This is a genomic window from Blautia sp. JLR.GB0024, from assembly GCF_037000545.1.
GTDB lineage: Bacteria > Bacillota > Clostridia > Lachnospirales > Lachnospiraceae > Blautia > Blautia celeris.
Map to the genome: position 1 here is coordinate 26881 of NZ_JBANBF010000019.1, position 20483 is coordinate 47363.

Below are 20483 nucleotides of genomic sequence, written 5' to 3' on the forward strand. Positions count from 1 at the left end.
TTCATCCATTACGCCTCAGTGAAAAATCCTGGCTGTCCAAAGTCAGGTTCGGATTGTAATACGGATCTCCATCTTTCAGTATCTCCGGCCATCTTTTTTCAAATGTCTCAATTTCCCTGGCAAACCTGGCCACCTTTTCAGGTGTATCATCCAATCCTCTTGACTTTGACTCATAATGATACAACTCCGCATAAGGATTATACACAACCAGAAATCCTGCCTTCTGAAGCTTCAGACAAAAATCAATATCATTGAAAGCCACTTCCAGTTCCTCGCTCAGTCCGCCTGCCATATCATACGCTTTTCTTTTCACCATCATACACGCTGCGGTAACAGCACTGTAATCCTGTGCGCAGATGATCCTGTGGCAATAACCGGATTCTCCTCTCTTCTGCTGTACGAAACAATGGCCTGCTATCCCTCCAAATCCGATAACTACACCTGCATGCTGAATTGTCTCGTCCTCATAGTATAATCTGGCGCCAACTGCACCAACATCACTGCGCATACAATACCCCAGCAGTTCTTCCAGACAGTCTGCATTGATGATTTCTGTATCATTATTGAGAAGGAGCAGATATTCTCCTTTAGCATGGGAAATACCAAAATTGTTGATTGCAGAATAATTAAACTTTCCTTCCCAGTAAACTACATGGGCTTTTGGATTTTCCTGTTCCAGTTTCCGATAATAGGCAAATGTGGTCTTTTCTGTGCTGTTGTTCTCTACTATCACATATTCATAATTTCTGTAACTGCTTTTTTCCTCAATGGCCCTGATGCAGCGTTCCAAATCATCCGTATGATCTTTGTTCGGTATGATAATAGAAATCAGCGGATCATAGTCCCTGATATAATGTGTCCTGTAAAGCCCCAGGTATTCCCCGTTCTCCACGCTGGCCTTCACACCGATTCTGTCATAATGTGCCAGTATAGCTTTCTTTCCTGCTTCAAAGGCGTATTTCTTACTCTCCGGGTTTTCTGCTGTTGAATCTTCATGGCAGCGCCAGTGATACAATACTCTGGGAATATGATAAATGTGCTTTCTGCCTGCGTATTCCACACAACGGAATATGAAATCATAATCCTGCGCTCCGTCATATTCTTTTCTCAGCATCCCCACCTGTTCTATGATCTCTCTTCTGACGACAAACAGATGGCAGATATAATTCACGGTGCACAGCAGATCGATATTAAAATCAGGCTTAAAATGAGGCTGGAAGAATTTATTGCCATCCATGGTCATCTTATCTTCATCTGAATATAAAACGGAAATCTCCTGCTGTTCATTCAGTGCTTTTACACATTCAAAAAGCGCATCCGGCGTAAGCACATCGTCATGATCCGCAAAAGCTATCAGTTCACCTTCTGCCAATCCAATTGCAGCATTTGTATTCTCTGAAATCTGCATAGGCTTATCATGAAAACACACCTTAATGCGGTGATCTTCCCTTTGATATGATTCAAGCAGCGTCTTTATTGGAGATTCACCGCCGCTGCCATCTGACAGACACAATTCCCAATTTTCGTAAGTCTGACTCTGCAGGGAACCAATCATCTGCTTCAGGTATCTCTCAGGAGTCTTGTACAATGGTACCACAACACTGATCAGAGGTGAATACGGAAACTGCGTTCTTCTCTGGTTTTCCAGCTGTCCCGGCGTAGGTACATGCTTGGGAAGCCATTTCTCATATGGAATCGGTCCTGGTTCCTGATTGGTCGCCTTTCTGACTACTTTCTGCAGCAGCGCGCCCGCACCATGCATTTTTAAATATCGTGTCCCTTTGTGATAGTACCGTATGAGTTTTTCTTCCATAAGCTTTGAGGATTTTAAATGTATTTTTCTTATGGTTTTCGCATTTTTCCCGTCAAATACAAGATAAATATATGGATTATTTCCGCAAGGAAATTCCACATAAAAACCGGTATCCTCCTGTAGCCTGGCTTCCCTGTGCTGAGCCTGAACATCAGGCCTTTTTGTTCTCTGCACCTGAACAGCCAGTCGTTTTTTATTCTCATCCTCTAAATAAATACTGAGTGGCTTTTTATAGACAGCCCACCCTCTCAGCCTGCAGGTACCAGCTTTTCTGTCCACTGCAGTTTCTTCCAGATAATACTGTGGCTTTCCCTGCTTTCTCTGAAGCTGTACGACAGAGACAGAAAACCATTTCTGCCTGCTTTGGCCGTCCACTGCATAGATAATCAGTTTTTTGTATTGCTCCAGATGAGAAGGCAGCGTGACCTGTATTTGAATACGCATGCCGCTTGTCAGCTGCATGTCCTGAAACCGGTCCATTGCGCTGACATATTCCTGCGGCTTTGCCTCAACCGATATTTTTTTTCCATCCAGAACAGCTTCCACCTCATAACCTTTTGGCCAGGTACCCTCCAGAAGATACAAATTTCTGTCAGTGAGATGAAACCGCTCTCTTTTCACTTCATATATTTCTCTGGACATGCTAAATCCTTTCTGTTATTTCATCAGGAACTTCACAGCCTCCTGCCCTGTCTTCTGTGTTACATACTGATCAAGTACTTTTTTATTCGCTGCTTTTCCTATTTTATGTCGCAGTTCACTGTCTGTGATCAGTGCTTCCAAAGCTTCTGCCCACTCTTCTTTGGTGCTGCAGAGATATCCCTCCACACCGTTTTGGATCAGCGGCTCCAACTCATCATTTCGGCTCATAACACTTGGCACCTTCACAAGTGCTGCTTCCATCCATTTGTTTTCTGATTTACAGCTGTGGAACACTGTATTTTCAAGAGGCATCAAATTGATATCAACTCCAGCAAGAGCCTCCGGAAGCTTCTGCCACTCCATAAATCCCATCTTTTCAATGCGGTCCTGGAAACGTTTCATCTTATCCTCTGAGAGAACTCCCACCAGTTTTAACATAACCTGTGGATATTTTTCCATCATTTCTATCAGAGCATCCTCGATAACAGCGAAATCCCTGTCATGAGTCTTGGAACCACTGAAATATCCAATATAGATTTTTTCCTTTTCAGGTACTTTCGTCTTTATTGCATCGTGAGAAAGGATCTGCATCTCCATGCTTGCAGTATTTCTGTTGATCACCACAGGTTTATGCGGAAACTCAGCTGAAATCTGCCTTGCCAAGGTTACTGTGGAAGTGATATAGCCACTGCACTGCTCCATACAGGCGTGGATCTTACGAGTTGTACTCCTGAAATCTTTGTATTCCTCACCTTCCAGAAAATGCAGAGAAGCGATTCTATCATAATCAAATATCAGATCATCAATATCGTAATAAGCCGGAATTCCCAGTTCTTCTGCCTTACGGACTATCTTCCGGACTCCCTCCTCATTACTGCAGCGGTAAAATACCACTGCTTTGTAATCCTTAAGCCTGCACTCTTTTGCCTCATCCATCTGGATAAACCTGGAAGCATATCCCTGACATAAGAGCTGTTCCCTCAGATGCTCTACACGATATCTGGATGCAAAAGAAATCTCCTCTCCCAAAAACAGTATCTTTTCTTCCCGCACCGGCATTTCATCAATATGGCAGACTTCCTCCGCGAATTTTGAAATCTCCGCCAAAACGGATGGTGCATCTGTTTTGTCAAGTACAATTCCTCTGTCATAACGCGCCACTCTCTCCACCGGTGCACCAATGTTGAAGACTGCTATAGGCATCTTCATAGACATGATTTCTGAGGTTGTATATGAAAAGGTTTCCGGCCAGATTGACGGTATAAAAAAGATATCTATATCTTCTTCCAAGGTAAGTTTCGGAAGCATTTCCCTTGTATATCTTCCTGTATACGAAAATACCGGACTGTCAATCTCTTCATCACTGACTCCAATCAGATGGATACGTATGTTGAGATTTTTCCTTTCTATCTCACGTACCATTTCCTTCACTACATCCAAGCCCTTTTTATAACACAGAACACCGAGCAGGCCAATATTCAATGTGGGGGTTGTCTTATATTTCTTACTGATCGGCGGAAGATAATGGGGTTCGTGAGGAATGACCCTGATTTTATATATTTCCGGGTAAGCTCTGTTTAAAAGGTCTGCGGAATCATCAGAAAATGCAAATATCTCATCACAGTGCCTTAAAAACTCTTTCCACTTACAACGCCAGACACTCCCGCTTTCATATTCCAGGCAGGCATTGCTTCTGTTATCCGGTATACATTGGTTACAAATCTCATCTGATGCAGCTTTACAGTACGCCCCATTTTTATCCATCAGGTTGACCGCAGGACAGATACAGAAAAAATCGTGAAGCAGCATACGCAGAACAGCGCAGTGCTCTTCTTTCCAGCCAACTATTCTTTCCATAAAATCATAGAGTTTCGGATATGTTACCAGTTCGTTGATCCAGATCTCATCAACACGCCTTACCATATCTAGCAAAAGCTGCAGGTTCTCTGAGAAGAACTTAATCCTATAGTCTTTGTACTGGTATAAGAACAGGTATTTATTCGTATATATATCATACCGTATAACAATAAAACGACGGCCTTTCAGCAGCTCCTCTTTCACTTTTTTATTGAGATATTCCGTTGCACCTCCGCCCAGATTATGATCAAAGGCCACAATTGTTTTTACCTCTGTCTTCTGGTTCAGAAGCTGCATGATGGCATAAAGCCTTACCATTCTTGCCGGATCAATTCTGCAGTATTCTGCCACATCTTTATTATAATCCGGATGCTTTTCCAGTAATTTTTTAGAATGCTTCTCCAGAAGCATCATTTTTTCTTCTGACAGGAAGCTGCCCCCGTGCTTATGATATACATAAAGATTATCCACATGCACGTTCCGATAACCAGCCTGCAAAGCCCGCTGACACCAGTCATTTTCTTCCCCGTACCCCTTGCCAAAGTTTTCTTCATCCAGATACCCAACTTCAGAAAGTGCTTCACGGTTCAAGCCCATACAAAAACCGATTCCAGTAGGCATAGATGGATACTGAGGTTTCATACTTCTGAATACATCATCAATCTGCCATAGCTTCATACCCTCAAAAATGGCATTGTCCTTGCAGAACTCAGGAAAACTACAGAGCGTACCGCAAGTGGTAAACGGTGTGGTTGTAGCCACTTTTGTTCCGCATATAATGGGATACATAAGACGTTCCAGCCAGTTTTCAGGCACCTCCACATCTGTATTCAGGAGCACCGCGTGATTTTGTATCAGTTTAAGTCCTCTGTTCACTGTTTTTAAGAATCCCAGATTCTGTTCATTTCTAAGCAGAATCACTTCCGGTCGGTCTTTTGCATATGTCTCCAGGTATTCCTTTACTTTTTCATCCGGACTGCAGTCATCTATGATGATCAGTCTGTACTTCATCCTGGTTTTCTCTACACCTGCAAAGAGCGCATCAAAATACGAAAGACCGTTATAGACCGGAACAACAATATCTATCTCATGTGTAAGATAATCCTCCGGAAACTGAAGCGGCTTATCCACATAACACTTCTTAAAATACCGGATATCACCGATACTTGTCTCATCTTCTGCCGAAAACACTTGAATATCAGCATCTGCAGGCAGTGTCCTGTCTCCCGGAATCGTTCCCAGTAACCTGCCCCCAGTTCCGTCAATGGTATCAAATTCAAAGTAAACATCCAGGTCAAACGGGGAATAGACACTTGCAGTTACTGAAAATCCGCTGCTTTCCGCCTCCTGATTTCCCATATTTTCCGCAACATCTTTTCTATAGATCACCTGATAACCGGTTTCACTGACCTTGTTCTTACCATGATAAAAAGCAATCCTCGGCTTTCCCATTTCATGGGCCGGATCAAATACCCACCCTATGACAGTGAGCAGCTTATTTTCATATGAAATCTGATCCACGCTGCCCGGACAGATCAATATACGCGGCTTATCCGGATCACCTTCTCTTCTAAGCTTACGCACAACCGGACGGAGCACTTTTTTTGCTCTGCTTTTCATTGTGACTGCCGGCGGCTCCACATTTGTTTCGGTCTGTACAGGAGCCGGCTGTGAAGGCTGTAATTTTTCACACGCCATCTCTCTCAGGAGTTCTGTCTTGTACTGATCGTCCATGTACCAGAATTTTCCCTCGATCACCAGATATTCCACTTTGTCCGGCTCCAGGGTACTGATAATGTAATTAGGGTCCTCTGTTATAAATACGGTACTGTCTTTATCCTGCAGATGCAGTCCGTTTGGCACTAAAACCGCACGACAGTTACAATCCACCTTATCTATCCTGCACTTACAAAAATACCCATTTTCAGGATCCCAGCGCAGACCTTTTATACCGGAAATCCCCCGCAGATCATAGACTGCTTTAAAGCAATTGCGCTCTAAACGAACCTTTGCAGCCACCACCTGATTTTCATTTAAACCGCTTCCCAGGTCATAATAGATTTTACTGTCCAGATACTTTTTAAGTTTTTCCTGCTCTGCAATCTGTTCCAGAGAAATGGGAACAGGAGGCTTTTCATATTTTGACAGCTGATCACATCCTACATAAGTATAAGCAAAATGCAGTGCCCACTGCAGATACACCTCCTGGTCAGACAGGGTTATCCCCAATTTCTTTATTATCTTGTGCCGCGGGCAGACCGCATCTAAGGAGGGCATTTTTGTATATATTTCATTCAGAAGACGCCACATAATGAAATCAACCGGCACAGGGAAGTCAGCAATCCACTCATAATCAATAATGGTTTTCTCTTCCCCTTCAAGGAAAATATTCTGACAGATCAAATCAATATTTGCAGGAGAAATACACCGAAGCGGAACTCTTCCTTTTGTTTCACCAAACATAGCGACGAATTCTTCCGTGTGATAATCTTCAATCATCAGACTGTCTGTAAAATATGTTTCATATAGGTTCTGAAAGAGCTTTTCAATACTTTTACTGTCTCCTTCTTTTAAGTAATCTTTTATTACATTGTAATAAGTTTTACCTGTAAGAAATTCATATGACACGGCACCATCTTTGTATACAGACTTCAGATTTTTAAAGCTGCCCGGCAGTTCTGCCTGTCCATAACGCTCCATCTGATGCAAAAATTCTTTTGCCCTTGCATTCATGGCCTGCTTTTTAACGAAGATCTCCTGTTCCCTTTTCAGGATCAATGTCATTACCCGGAACTCTTCTTTTCTCTCACTGTTGATTTTTGCATATAGTATCTCTGTATCTCTAATGACATCCTCTCTGGAGGCTTCCACCAAGAAGGAGTTAACAAAATTGTCCATCACTTCTTCCCTAAGGAGGCTATGTGCCACATCCGTCTCATTAAACAAACTGAATCTGTTTTCTGTAAATACAGGATATTGTTTCCCGTAACCGATTACTTTTAAAGTCTCATCTGTAAATATTTCTGTTGGGAATTTGTAATCCGGATAAGGATAATAATATTTCATATGACAAAGGCCGCTCTTCTCAAACAGCCTGGTAAGCTCTGACTTGGAAAATGTACGTACAGAATTATTTCCTGCATAGCGGTTAAGCCCAAGAAAGTACATATCTGTATGGTCTTCAGGCGCCCCGACAAAATATTTCAGTCCCAGACGGTTCTCGATAGCTACCAGCAGTTTTCCGTCATGTTTCAAAAATGATGCCATTTTATTGAGAAAAGATTCATATGGCGTTTCACCATCCGTAAAACTGGCTGCGTACTCCAAAACCCCGTTAAGGACAATATAGTCAAAGTCCTTTTCCAGCACCATATCATTTAAATTTCCAACCATAATCGTCAGGTTATCATAATCTTTGTGACGCTCATAATTAATGGCTGCACGTCTCCCTGACAACTCAACCGCAGTCACTTTTCCTGCTTTTTCACACAGCATTCCCGTCAGAGCACCGCATCCTGCCCCTATCTCCAGAACAGAATCCTGCTTTGTAAAAGGATACCAGTTTAAAATATTTTCCCTGATACCCGCAAAATGATAAACCATGGGAAATTCAACCTGCTCTTTTGGCAGTTCCTCATAGGTGATCCCCTGTCTGGCCATTTCGAGCATACGCTCCTCTATATCACCATCTGAATACTGTCCATTCTGCGTGTCATAATCGTAATTCAACTCTGCCATACAAAACTCCTTCGCAAACTGCTTATTTCAGCGTAACTTTAGAAAACATATCAAAGTAGCCGACAGCTTTCTTATCTGTAATGACCGTCAGGTTGCAGACATCATAAAGCCTGTGGAAAACAGTAAAATCACCGTTTCTGTATCCCGTACATCCCAGACACAGCATATACTCACCGGCCTCCAGGCTCATCATCTGGGTAAATGTTATCTCCTGGATATCTCCGGCTTTTTTTGGTGTGACCGGAGAATTTTCATACATGGTATTTGTACCTGTTATTTCTGTCCCTTTCAGGTCTTTAATGGTAAATGCAAAAATAGGTTCACTGATATCATCATTAAACTTAACTTTCATTTTAACCGAAAACTGCTGCCCTTTGTCTATGGCATTCGTGATCAGTCCCGTATGGTCATAGATACCAAAATCCACGATTTCTGCCAGCTTACTCCCATACTCCAGGACTTCAGGATTCAGATTCAGTTTTTCCTTTTGAAGGCTATCCTCCTCCGGTGCACTTTCCATATTTTCTCCCGGATTTTCCGCCTCATCATCATCCAGTTGATTGACCAGCACTTTGCGATATAGATTCACCATATCTTTTGCGCCGCCTTCAGCCAGCTTATGTCCCTGATTCAACAGCACTACTCTGTCACAGTATTTTCCGATACTGCTTAAGTCATGGCTGACAAATAAAATGGTCTTCCCCATTTCTTTAAATTCTTCAAATTTCCTGTAGCACTTGGCCTGGAAAAACACATCACCTACAGAAAGTGCCTCATCCACAATCAGAATCTCCGGTTCAATGTTAATGGCAACAGCGAACGCCAGACGCACAAACATACCGCTTGAATAAGTCTTTACAGGCTGATGGACGAACTCTCCAATGTCTGCAAAACTTAAAATATCATCCATCTTCGCATCTATTTCTTCCCTGGAAAAACCGATCATGGTTCCGTTCAGATAAACATTCTCTATACCGGAATACTCACCGTTAAATCCAGCTCCCAACTCCAGCAGTGCTGAGATTCGTCCGTTTACACGCACTTCGCCTGCCGTGGGATTCAGTACACCGGTGATAATTTTCAGAATTGTGGACTTTCCTGAGCCGTTTGTTCCAATGATACCCACAGTTTCTCCCTGATGTACCTGAAATGATACATCATCAAGGGCAAAATGCTCTTTATATTTTTTCTGCCTTGATAAGCCCAGAGACTCTTTAAGGCGGTCCATCGGCTTATCATATAATTTATACATTTTACTAACATGATCTACTGCAATTGCAATTTCTGACATATTTTATCCTCTCTTATAACACATCTGCAAAATGCGGCTTTAAGCGCTTAAATATTACAGTTCCCAGAACGAACAGTACAATTGTCACACACCAGAAATATAATCCCCATTTCAGATGATTGGTCAGCCATACCCGTCCCAGAATGGAATCGCGGTACCCGGAAACGATGTAATACATTGGATTCAGCTTAAACGCTTTTACAAACAGCGGATGATCAGCCATACGGCCTAAATCCCACATAATTGGTGTCAGCCAGATACCCACCTGCAGAAATATACTGATAATCTGAGTCAGGTCCCTGAAAAAGATCACAACCGCACTGGTTATATACACAAACGCCAGTGAAAATACAAAAGTACATCCTGTATAGTAAATGATCTGGATTGTATGTATGGTTGGCGGATAACCATTTGCCGCACATACAACCAAAGCAAACGCAACAAAAAACACATGCACAAACAAAGCTGAAATCACTTTTACCATAGGAAGTATGCTGATTTTGAATACCACTTTTTTGACCAAATAGTTATACTCAATCAGACCGTTTGTTCCTGCATTCAGGGCATCCTGAAAAAAGAACCATGGAACAATACCGGATATCAGATAAAGTACAAAGGGATATTCAGCCATATCTCCTGCCTTCAGCCCGACTGTAAACACAAACCAGTACACCATAATCGTAACGATCGGCTGGATAAATGCCCAGACAATACCCAGATAAGAACCTGCGTATTTTGTTTTGAAATCATTCTTAGCCAGGGTCAAAATCAAACCTCTGTTATGATATAGTTCCAATGGCAATCCAAATATTTTTTCTTTCATATTCTGCTCCTGTTTACCTGTTTTTTGTGTACTCTTTAATGCCGCCCCACTTATGGTCTTTCTCAGAGATAATCAGGTCCTCCTCTGTCATTCCTTCCGGCAGCGGCCATGCAACACCTATCTCCGGATCATTCCATTTGAGTCCGCCCTCATCATTCGGATGATAAAAATCAGTGCATTTATAAGCAAATTCAGCCGAATCTGATAATACTACAAATCCATGCGCAAAGTTCTTTGGTATAAAAAACTGTTTTTTATTTTCAGCTGATAGAAGAACACCATGCCATTTTCCAAATGTTTTTGAACCTGGCCGCAGGTCTACGGCCACATCAAATACTTCTCCGCTCACTACTCTTACCAGCTTATCCTGTGGAAAATTGATTTGAAAATGCAGGCCTCTTAAAACACCTTTTCTTGAACTTGACTGATTGTCCTGTACAAATTCCATATCAATGCCTGCAGCCTTATAATCATTATAATTATATGTTTCCATAAAATAGCCTCTCTCATCCCCGAATACGGCCGGAGTGATGATTTTCAAACCTTCAATCTCACATGTTTCTACAGTAATTTTACCCATTGTTTTGTCCTCTTTTCATTTAAATTATATTTTATACATTTGTGGTACACTATTTTTTCTTCCTGCGCCTTTTCTTCTTTCTCTTTCTGTCATGCCGCACAAGAACCCCAAGAAGTACGATCAAAACAATAATTAAAGCGGCCATTATAATAAGAAGAATGCTTGTCAGCGAAATATTCTCTGTGCCGTCTTTTGAGTTCGTGTCTTCTTTGTCTTTTGCAGCAGCCGTATTATCAGATGTCTTATCTTCCTGCTTCTCTTCTGATTTAATTTTTTCCTCTTTTGGAGGTTCTTTTATTTCACTGCCCAAATACTGCCCCGAATAGCTGTATTTGACCAGGGTATTACCATTTTCCTGTTTTTCCTCCGTTGTTTCCAGCTGCTCCATGGTAATCCCCTTTGGAAGCAGAAGAGAACCACCGTTTAATTCCTTTTTCTCAAAGTTTTGAAATCCATAATTAAAAAGATTTGTGGTATCTGCACAATTCGGTGCCATATCAGCACCTTTCATGACAACAGCCAGATATGTCACTCCATTTTGTTCAGCTCCTGTTACCAGAGTCTTGCCTGCGGCTTCTGTACTGCCTGATTTTCCACCGATACACCCTTCATAATGCTCTGCACTCTCCTCTGCCAAAAGCGGATGATGCGTATGGAGTCTGCGCTCTGTGGCTGTCAGATTTGTTGCAGGTATATAATAGGTCTGCGTACCAATTATCTCTTTGAAGGTATCATTTTTCAAAGCTTCGCGAAAAATAAGCGCCATATCATACGCTGTTGTATAATGATTTTCATCCGGAAGCCCGCTGGCATTGACAAAATGTGTATTCTTACAGCCAATCTCTGCTGCTTTCTGATTCATTAATTCTGCAAAAGCGGCTTCAGAGCCCGACACGGTCTCAGCCAGCTGGATCGCCACCTCATTGGCTGACTGGATCATCAGCCCAAACAGGCAGTCTCTGATCGTTATCACTTCTCCCACCTGCATATTGATTGTACTGCTGCCTGCGACCTGTTCTGCCGCAACCGCAGTCTCTGAAAATGTCACCTGGGTATCCAGAGAACAATTCTCAATGGCAAGAAGCGCTGTCATGATCTTTGTAATGCTTGCCGGATAACGAAGTTCATCCATTCCCTTATTATAAAGGATGATTCCACTGTCTGCCTCCATTAAGACCGCCGTCTCACATGCCACTTCAGGTCCTTGGGGCCAGCCGGCCATTTCATTGCTCGTTATGGGATATACCGTCCCGTTATTAACTGCTGCTGCAGCCGGTTCTGCTATCAGACAGGTACACAACATCATTGCCGCGGCAAATGTTTTCAGGTATCTCCATTTCCGTTTTTTCTCCATATCTTAAACATTTCTCCTTATACGCAAACCAGCAGTACCCACTGGATACTGCCGTCTGCCTCCTGATTTTCCGTGCTTGAATCTTATATACTATAGCATTTTCCTGTCAGAATTTCAATCTTTTATGCCAATTCCCTGTCAGCCAGGTCAAACGCAGCCTCTATTACCTTGTCCATATCATAATACTTATATTCCGCAAGGCGCCCTCCGAACAAGACGTTGTGCTCCTGCGCAGCAAGTATCCGGTATTTTTCAAACAATGTCTGATTTGTGTGATCGTTAACCGGATAATACGGCTCTCTTCCCTCCTCCCAGGACTGAGGATATTCTTTTGTGATGACCGTTTTCTCCTGCGTTCCATATTCAAAGTGTTTATGTTCTATGATTCTTGTATAAGGAGTTTCCCTGTCAGTAAAATTCATGACAGCAACTCCCTGATAGTTTTCAATATCCAATGTTTCACTCTCAAACCGAAGACTTCTGTATTCCAGTTTGCCATATTGATAACCATAATAGGAATCCAGTGTTCCGGTATATAAAACTTTTTTCCCCAGTTTTTCATACCTGTCTCTATACTGGTTAAAATCCGTTTCCAGTTCAACATCACATCCTGCAAATAAGCGGTCTATCAGAGGATTATATCCTCCTTTTGGGATTCCCTGATATGCATCATTAAAATAATTGTTATCATAGGTGTACCTCACCGGAATCCTCTTGATAATGAACGTGGGAAGTTCCCGGCAGTCCCTTCCCCACTGCTTCTCTGTATACCCTTTGATCAATTTTTGATAGATATCTGTTCCCACAAGCCGAACAGCCTGTTCCTCCAGATTTGCAGGTTCCCCTTTCATGGCAGCTCTCTGTGATTCTATGATACGCTCTGCTTCTTTTGGTGTCTGCACACCCCAAAGTTTATTGAATGTATTCATATTAAAGGGCAGATTGTATATTTCACCTTTGTAATTTGCAATGGGAGAATTGGTATACCGGTTAAACTCCGTCAGTGAATTTACAAACTCCCATACTTTCTTATTGCTGGTATGGAATATATGCGCGCCATATTTATGGACATGTATCCCTTCTATGTCCTGGCAGTACAGATTTCCTCCCATTGTGTCTCTTTTCTCCACCACAAGACATTTTTTTCCCTTCTGCCCTGCCAGATAGGCAAACGTCCCTGCAAAAAGACCGCTGCCTGCTATCACATAATCATACATTTCCATCTATACTCCTATTTGATAATATATCTCCAGACGTCAAGTGCAGCCATAAATTCCAGGGCAAACACTGCAGCCGCCAGACCATAATCCCTTTTTTTTCTGATATAAATTGTTTTATTTTTAACCGCAAGAACCAGCAGAGGTAAAAACGGAAGGAAATAACGTCCCTGCACCCCTGCGATATAAGTACAGAAATCAGGTGTAAAATTCAGCCACATCCCCATTACCGTACCACCTATCATGATGAGGCTTAGCATTATCACCACAATTCTTTCTTTTGCAGTCATACATTCGCTTTCCTGCGCACTGGAGAAAGTGGTCATAAACAAAAGAAGCAGCAGGCCGGCAATCACAACCCAGGATATATTAACCTGAAACCACCCAAGGGATTGTCCCACAATAGTACCCAGATAATATTCTCCCTGCTCAAAATAAGTATTAAATACCATCTTGAGACTGTTGATGGGCTGGCTTATGATATCATGGAGAGAAAATCCTACAGCACCCTCTACAGCACCTGCGGATTCACCGGTTGCAACGAGGCTGTTATATAGAAAACTCATTCTTTCAATAATGAGAAATACCACTCCGGACGCCATGATCATTCCGCATCCGATAAAATACTGTTTTTTTCTGAACTTTTTCTTGGGTATCAGGAAACAAATACCACATACAAATATATAAGCTATTTTGCATGGTGCCATGATACCCGCAATTGCCGCAAGAAAGAGTATATCTTTCCATGTTACTATTTCTTTTTTATAAATCAGATGCATGGTATAACCAATAAACAGGAAACACAGCGCGTTAACAAGGCAGTCGTAAGAGAAAGACCCGGCTAATTCCAGAGACATTGGAAACAGCGCGATCAACATCAAACTCATTTTTCCCCATGGTATAAATCTGATAGCCCAATAAACACAGAAAATATAGAACAAAAGTCCCATAAATTTCCCCAGATACAGAGTCTGCACTGCCCCCTGCCCTGTCAGCCATCCCAAAACAACGCCGATTGTCTGTGGAAGATGTGCAACTATAGGGGTTCCCAGCCTTCCCCTGATATAGGACACAGCCTGATCATTCACAGGCTCCTGCCATTTTTCATAAACCATGTTAAATGTCTTTCTGGAGACATCCGTCATCACAGGTATATTTAAATCAGACGCTCTGACAGATACTTTTCCCTGCTCGTCTTCTGCTTCTCTGCCCATGATTCTGTCAGCATTTGAATAGGCAGTTGCTATATGGGCATTTTCATCCGGAGCTGTGTTTGGCGGAAAGAATATCACGAAAAACATTCCCCATGTAAGACCCAAAACCAAAAATAAATTCTCTGTTCTGCACTTTCTGCGAATGACTAAAAATGCAAGCACAGCACCTCCAAGAATCACCCATGCGGCAAACCCCATAAATAATTTGCGCATAAATCCACTTGTCGCATTTAAAAGAAAGAATAAATCTCCATCCAGTTTTTCACCCCCCGCTGTTAAACTGCCATTTCCATAAAAATCTTTTTCTGTATATGGCAGACTGACCGTCGGTTCCGATGTCTCCTCTGTCTGTATCTTTATCTCATACTCTTTCCCCATAGCATTATCAACAGGAGTTTCAAAAGCAAAATGCTGATAATGTGATTCCTCAGCCTCCGGCACTTCCAATTTCCAACTGCCCAAAAGCTGCCCTGATTTTTTTTCATGGAAATCAACACTCACATTCGCACTTTTGCCAGCACCAAACATAATATCAAAGCTTGTGATTTCGTTTCTGCTTCCTTTTATAGTCTGTACCCATGTCTGACCCTTTTGAAGCTTCATCTCCTTTGCAGACGCCTCCTGAGGATAGTTCGGCTGATAGGAAACTTCCTCAAAACTTGCTGGCCTGACCATAAAAAAATAAAAACATAAGAGAGACAGGCACATCATCATTAACAACAGACCGTATATAATAAAAGATTTTTTTTCATTCTTTGCAGTTATCTTAATCATGCTTCTCTGTTTTCTCCTTGCTCTCCAGCTTTTCTTCCAAAATACCTATTTTTTGTGTTAATGTTTTTGTTTTTTGAGACAAATCAGATACCAAAACGCTCAGAGTAAACGTAAGTGCCAGCAGGAAACAAAAACCCAGAAAAAATATAAAATTTATAGGAACTCCAACTCCGCTGATTTTTGCCATCTCTTCAATAATCCCCGGAAAGAAATCCAGAATTAAAATCACACATCCCATAAAACCCCAGGGTAATGCATATTTTATTTCTATCTTATTCTTCCTGACCATTGCTCCCAGATAAAAGAACGCTAATATTACAATCACTGCTACCACAATCTGTGTCTTAATGTTCATGATCCTCCCCCTTATCTCAGACATTCGATAATAATTGCCAAACTCACTTTTATCATATAATAAATAGATTTTTTAGGGGATATAGAGGATACGCCTCCCTGCCTTTCATGCATTTCAACCGGCAGTTCCTCCACCCGTTTACCTTTTCTTATTACAGATACCACCGTTTCCGGTTCAGGGTAGTCCTTGGGATAGTTCTGTGCAAACATTTTAATGATCTCACTATCCGCCATCCGAAGCCCGGATGTAGGGTCTGTGATTTTTTTTCCGGTGAGGCATCGAATCAATCCCGTAAAAAAACGAATGCCCAGTCTGCGGATCCCGGATGACTGAAATCCTTTTTTTTCGATAAATCTGGATCCAATCACCATGTTCACTTTATTTTCCAGCAAATAATCTGCCATAGTATTAAGGAATCTGGCATCGTGCTGTCCGTCACCATCCACCTGAACGGCAAGATCATAATCATTTTCCATTGCATATTGATATCCGGTCTGGACAGCACCGCCTATCCCCAAATTAACCGGAAGATTGATCACATGGAATTTTTCTGTCTTACATAACTCCCTTGTATTATCTTTTGAGCAGTCATTTACAATTACATAATCAAAGCTGGGCGCATACGTCTGTATATTTTTAATGGTGTTTTTCAGATTTTCCCCTTCGTTATATGCCGGTATAATAATAAGCTTCTTCATAAGTTTATTCCCTCAGTTATAATTCGTTTGATTTTTCGCTGCTGCTATATAATTTTACCAGCATTTTGGCAATCGGTGCCGGCCAGAATTTTCTGAACATGGTATAGTCTTCTTTTTTCCTGGCATTGTCTTTCAAAATGATGCTTGTTTCCGATGCCTCATGAATTCTATGATACATAATAACATCATGTACATAGACAAAACTGCCTTTTCTTCTGGACAGCCGTTCCCAGGCCTCCCAGTCCTCTGCACTCCTGAATCCTGGACGGAACACCGGCTGAGGCAGATTCTTTTTGTCAAATGTAACAGAAGGGCAGCATATTGCACATCCAAATGACAAAATACGCCTTCTTATAAATTTTGAGGACCAAAATTTCCGAATACGCAGCGGAAGCAGCATGGTTCTTTTTACTTTTAACAGTTTGTTATCTGTGACAACGGTTTTATTTCTAAGTTCTCCGTAATCACCGAAGGCAATCAATGGTTTTTTTGCCCTTTTTATATGATTATAAACCTTTTCCCAATAATCCGGCAGATACACATCATCCTGATGCGCTATAGTGACATAACGGCTGTCAGCACACTGGTATGCAAAATTCCAGTCCTGTGTGATACCCTTTTCACCATGATTTACATACATAGGAATTTGATATTTACTGCACAGATTCTCTATGTATGTGTTCGGTGTGGATGTAGCCAGAATAATTTTGCTTTTTCTGGTCTGCCTCTTTAATGATTGAATACACGCTTCTAAATATGCACTCTCTTTATAAGCACATATAGCAAAAATATGTTCTTCTTTCATATCTTCTCCCATCTGTTTATTTCTCTCTCCAGCTTCTGCACAAACATCCGAATAAAATACAGCAGGAAATACCCAGCGCTATGATCAGCGCTATTGTAGCCCCCTGCATCTCCATCTTAGGGATCAAAACAAAACTGCAGACAGCACTGAATAATACCGCAGCCACATTTCCTACGATCAGTCCCTTAAACTCCCTGACCGCTGTCAGTATACCACAAAACAGCCATAGTATCGCTGTTAAAATGGTCGCAGCTATCAAAGGAAGAAGCAGCGCTTCATGTACTGCCACTTCTTTCCCGTAAAGCAGCATTAATCCCCAGTGTCCAAGCAGCTTTCCTCCAATCATAGCACAGACAGAGAGAACCGCAATGGCTAAAAAGCAGTTTCTGAAAGCTATCCAGAAGCCTCTTTTATCTTTATGGTGATATCTTTCTGCAAACAGTGTAATAAACGGCGAATAGATATACGATGCCCCCATTTGAACGATCATAGTTGGCGCAGCCACCGAGCCATATATGCCAAGCGCATAGCTGCCACAGATTTTTTCAAGTATGAGCCTGGGTATCGTAGCGATTGCTGTTGTCAGCATAGAATAAACCAGAAGAGGAATGCATTTATACAGAAGAGACGCGATTGCTTTCCCCTTCCACAAAATACTGATTTCAGCTATCTCTCTGTTTTTCGGTATATCATATATCAGAATAACAACAAAAGATACAATTGTCATAGCCAATATGGCGAATACTATATTTTTTGTAAGATAAAGCACCCCACAGAATGCCACAAAGGTGCAGATTCCCTTTATCACCCAGGATTTACCAATATAATCCATTCTCCATACTTTCTGGCTGATACCGGCATAGACATCATAAAGAGCCTCGGATGCCTTAAAGACGCAATATATACCAATACACCATCTCTGCTCCGCTGTATAGGACATACAAAGTACATAAACAGTCCCTATTATCACAGAGACAAAACAGGTAATCAATCTGCTTGCTATATAAACGCCATTTCTGTACTCTTCTGCAATATCAGACACTTGAAAATTTCTCATACCAAACAGCGCAATGCTGTACATGAGATTTCCCACAGACATGGCAAGCGCTAAATTTCCGGCCGCATCGACTCCGGCCAGTCTGACAACCAATATAGTAATCAGCCATTGTGTTGCCAGATAGATAAGGCTTCCTACTGAATTCCACAATATACTTTTTTGAACAGATAGTTTTTTATTTTCCATGATTCACCATTCTCTCGTCTATTTGCTGATCCCTGCGTATAAGCATGCAAATGGCTCCAAACATTTTCTTCTCATAAGATGGATACATAGCCAGGTTCCTGCTCTTTGAGAGAAAGGTATATGGGGCACGGCCGTCAGCTTGATGTATTGATTTTTATAATAATCCGGAAAATAACATTCAAACATTTTTCTAAGCCGCCTGCACATATAAATGATCACATCACGTTCCCCGCCTTTTGCCACTTCAAATATTAAGCTGGTAACGATTCTGCAGATATAAAATTCCAATTGAGGTTTTGTAAAATTCTTCCCATTTTCCAGGCAGAATTGTATACATTGATCTAAGGCATCAAATGGTATTTTTTCTTTCCTGATACCTCTTTTTTTAAATCCTGACGTTGCGGATTCCGGATTCATCCGATAGTAGTATCCTGCGTAGGGAAGTATCTTTACATTCCGGGCCACAGCTTCCAACTGCAATATAACCGGTATATCTTCACATGTAATCCCCTCACAGTAGCGGATATCAAAATTTTCAAATAAACTTCTGCGTATGATTCGATTACACGAAAGAAACGTCAAGATGCGGATTTTTTCCTTACCCAGATCAAGCTTATAATCCCTTGTCACTTTTCCATCATCCGTTACTCTCACAAAATCACAGATTACCATATCAGAACACTGACGGACAGCAGTACGATACAATGTTTCAGCGTAACGTTCATCCACATAATCATCACTGTCTATAAAAATAACAAATTCACCTTTTGCATGCTGCAGTCCCAAATTTCTTGCAGAGGAACTTCCTCCATTTTCTTTTGTTATTCCTGTTACAAAAGTATATTTTTCACTATATTCATCAATTATATTCTGTGATTTATCTGTACTCCCATCATTTATCAGCAGAATCTCTATATTTTGAAAGGATTGGTGTACCAGGGATTCCAAACATTCTCTGAGATATTTTTCCGTATTATAAACAGGTACGATTATCGTTATAGCAGGCTGCATCCCTTACTCCTCACTTTTTAAGTATAATGGTTTCTTCCCCCGGAAACTGAACCTCAACCGGTACATGGTTCACCCTCTCCTCTTGGGGCGGAAGTTCCATATAATTATTATAATTTCTCTTTAAAACAGCGTCATAGTCTTTCGGCACCGCGACCTGGATATCCTCAAACTGCCGTTTTTCCAGTTGCTCCATTTCTTTTTTGTATATTACCCATTTTTCCGGCTCACTCACCAGAAGAGTTGACCTGTTCGTATCACAGTTCTCATACATAGTGAAATATTTATTACACTTTTTCCATATTCGTTTATCCGCAGACGGTATTAATTTTAAAAGATAATATAAAACATACCAGATAATCCTGACAAAGATATCAATACCGCCGCGGCTCCCAATCTGTGGCTCCTTTATTCTGCTCACACTAAAAAGCCGAATCCACAAGGCACATTTTTTCATATGGGCTTTCGCCTGCTTTTCATCATCCGGAATATTGTCATATGGAAAAATATCTATGTAAAAACCTTCCTGAGCATCTGCTTCTACCAGGCGCTCTTCCAAAAATTTTGTGTTTTTCATTCTCAATTTTGCAAAAGTCAGGTGATATTTACTGTCAGTCTCCGGAATCTGTAGGGAAAATCTACTGTTCTCCTCCCTCTGCATGATTTCCAGAAAGCGGTTATAATCCTTTCTCGGCATCGCAACATCTATATCATCATCCCAGGGTATGAAACCACCATGACGTATTGTCCCGAGCAAAGTTCCAAACGCTGCAAAATATTTCAGATTATATTTTTCACATATATCCTGGAAATAAATCAGGATATCCTTTTCAGTATTTTTTATTCGTGTCAATATTTTTTCGTCGTATTCTCTGTACAATGCTGAATTTCTTCCTTTCTCCCTAATTTTTTTATTATATCCTGTTATAATTTATTTGTCCATCCTATATTCACAACTTATTTTTCTTCTTAATATTGAAAACTTGTATTTCAGATTATATTTGTTATAATGGTATTAAATAAAAAACGACAGGGGGTTATAATAGTTTCATGCATAGGAAAAAGAAAAAA

General features: G+C 41.2%; 14 protein-coding genes. All 14 read right to left on the bottom strand.

What is annotated here, in order from left to right:
• Position 1 precedes the first annotated feature (1 nt).
• Positions 2-2455 carry a glycosyltransferase family 2 protein gene (locus V8Q34_RS24470; RefSeq protein ID WP_244806096.1) on the bottom strand — a complete coding sequence of 818 codons (2454 nt, stop codon included), beginning with the start codon at positions 2453-2455 and terminating at the stop codon, positions 2-4.
• Between the two features lie 15 nt (positions 2456-2470).
• On the bottom strand, positions 2471-8050 hold the full coding sequence (locus V8Q34_RS24475) for a glycosyltransferase (RefSeq protein ID WP_335836498.1): 5580 nt from the start codon (positions 8048-8050) through the stop codon (positions 2471-2473).
• A gap of 22 nt (positions 8051-8072) precedes the next feature.
• Positions 8073-9341: an ABC transporter ATP-binding protein gene (locus V8Q34_RS24480; RefSeq protein ID WP_033143055.1), complete on the bottom strand. Its 1269-nt coding sequence runs from the start codon at positions 9339-9341 to the stop codon at positions 8073-8075.
• A 13-nt stretch (positions 9342-9354) separates the two neighbouring features.
• Entirely contained in the window at positions 9355-10164 is an 810-nt protein-coding gene (locus V8Q34_RS24485) for an ABC transporter permease (protein WP_335836499.1), read from the bottom strand.
• 13 nt (positions 10165-10177) lie between these two features.
• Positions 10178-10744, bottom strand: a complete 567-nt coding sequence (rfbC, locus tag V8Q34_RS24490; RefSeq protein WP_033143053.1) for a dTDP-4-dehydrorhamnose 3,5-epimerase — start codon at positions 10742-10744, stop codon at positions 10178-10180.
• Positions 10745-10793: 49 nt separating this feature from the next.
• Positions 10794-12098 carry a D-alanyl-D-alanine carboxypeptidase family protein gene (locus V8Q34_RS24495; protein WP_227211677.1) on the bottom strand — a complete coding sequence of 435 codons (1305 nt, stop codon included), beginning with the start codon at positions 12096-12098 and terminating at the stop codon, positions 10794-10796.
• 122 nt (positions 12099-12220) lie between these two features.
• The gene (gene glf / locus V8Q34_RS24500; RefSeq protein WP_033143052.1) at positions 12221-13321 is read right to left on the bottom strand and encodes a UDP-galactopyranose mutase; all 1101 of its coding nucleotides are present in this window, start codon (positions 13319-13321) and stop codon (positions 12221-12223) included.
• 8 nt (positions 13322-13329) lie between these two features.
• Positions 13330-15132 (bottom strand): DUF2142 domain-containing protein, encoded by a 1803-nt coding sequence (locus V8Q34_RS24505; RefSeq protein WP_335836500.1) that lies wholly within the window; start codon positions 15130-15132, stop codon positions 13330-13332.
• 163 nt (positions 15133-15295) lie between these two features.
• Positions 15296-15658 (bottom strand): DUF2304 domain-containing protein, encoded by a 363-nt coding sequence (locus tag V8Q34_RS24510; RefSeq protein ID WP_033143050.1) that lies wholly within the window; start codon positions 15656-15658, stop codon positions 15296-15298.
• Between the two features lie 11 nt (positions 15659-15669).
• Positions 15670-16356 (bottom strand): glycosyltransferase family 2 protein, encoded by a 687-nt coding sequence (locus V8Q34_RS24515; protein ID WP_033143049.1) that lies wholly within the window; start codon positions 16354-16356, stop codon positions 15670-15672.
• Positions 16357-16372: 16 nt separating this feature from the next.
• Entirely contained in the window at positions 16373-17161 is a 789-nt protein-coding gene (locus V8Q34_RS24520) for a glycosyltransferase family 2 protein (RefSeq protein ID WP_244806093.1), read from the bottom strand.
• Positions 17162-17177: 16 nt separating this feature from the next.
• Entirely contained in the window at positions 17178-18404 is a 1227-nt protein-coding gene (locus tag V8Q34_RS24525; protein WP_227211673.1) for a lipopolysaccharide biosynthesis protein, read from the bottom strand.
• 18 nt (positions 18405-18422) lie between these two features.
• Positions 18423-19415 carry a glycosyltransferase gene (locus V8Q34_RS24530; protein ID WP_052099658.1) on the bottom strand — a complete coding sequence of 331 codons (993 nt, stop codon included), beginning with the start codon at positions 19413-19415 and terminating at the stop codon, positions 18423-18425.
• Positions 19416-19425: 10 nt separating this feature from the next.
• A complete protein-coding gene (locus tag V8Q34_RS24535) occupies positions 19426-20292 on the bottom strand; it encodes a LicD family protein (protein ID WP_033143047.1) in 867 nt (288 codons plus the stop codon).
• Between the last annotated feature and the right edge of the window lie 191 nt (positions 20293-20483).

What these genes read in the sequence shown, in the direction of transcription:
- V8Q34_RS24470 (WP_244806096.1), bottom strand. Translation starts at nt 2,455, where the DNA reads ATGTCCAGAGAAATATATGAAGTGAAAAGAGAGCGGTTTCATCTCACT.
- V8Q34_RS24475 (WP_335836498.1), bottom strand. Translation starts at nt 8,050, where the DNA reads ATGGCAGAGTTGAATTACGATTATGACACGCAGAATGGACAGTATTCA.
- V8Q34_RS24480 (WP_033143055.1), bottom strand. Translation starts at nt 9,341, where the DNA reads ATGTCAGAAATTGCAATTGCAGTAGATCATGTTAGTAAAATGTATAAA.
- V8Q34_RS24485 (WP_335836499.1), bottom strand. Translation starts at nt 10,164, where the DNA reads ATGAAAGAAAAAATATTTGGATTGCCATTGGAACTATATCATAACAGA.
- rfbC (WP_033143053.1), bottom strand. Translation starts at nt 10,744, where the DNA reads ATGGGTAAAATTACTGTAGAAACATGTGAGATTGAAGGTTTGAAAATC.
- V8Q34_RS24495 (WP_227211677.1), bottom strand. Translation starts at nt 12,098, where the DNA reads ATGGAGAAAAAACGGAAATGGAGATACCTGAAAACATTTGCCGCGGCA.
- glf (WP_033143052.1), bottom strand. Translation starts at nt 13,321, where the DNA reads ATGGAAATGTATGATTATGTGATAGCAGGCAGCGGTCTTTTTGCAGGG.
- V8Q34_RS24505 (WP_335836500.1), bottom strand. Translation starts at nt 15,132, where the DNA reads ATGAAGCTTCAAAAGGGTCAGACATGGGTACAGACTATAAAAGGAAGC.
- V8Q34_RS24510 (WP_033143050.1), bottom strand. Translation starts at nt 15,658, where the DNA reads ATGAACATTAAGACACAGATTGTGGTAGCAGTGATTGTAATATTAGCG.
- V8Q34_RS24515 (WP_033143049.1), bottom strand. Translation starts at nt 16,356, where the DNA reads ATGAAGAAGCTTATTATTATACCGGCATATAACGAAGGGGAAAATCTG.
- V8Q34_RS24520 (WP_244806093.1), bottom strand. Translation starts at nt 17,161, where the DNA reads ATGAAAGAAGAACATATTTTTGCTATATGTGCTTATAAAGAGAGTGCA.
- V8Q34_RS24525 (WP_227211673.1), bottom strand. Translation starts at nt 18,404, where the DNA reads ATGGAAAATAAAAAACTATCTGTTCAAAAAAGTATATTGTGGAATTCA.
- V8Q34_RS24530 (WP_052099658.1), bottom strand. Translation starts at nt 19,415, where the DNA reads ATGCAGCCTGCTATAACGATAATCGTACCTGTTTATAATACGGAAAAA.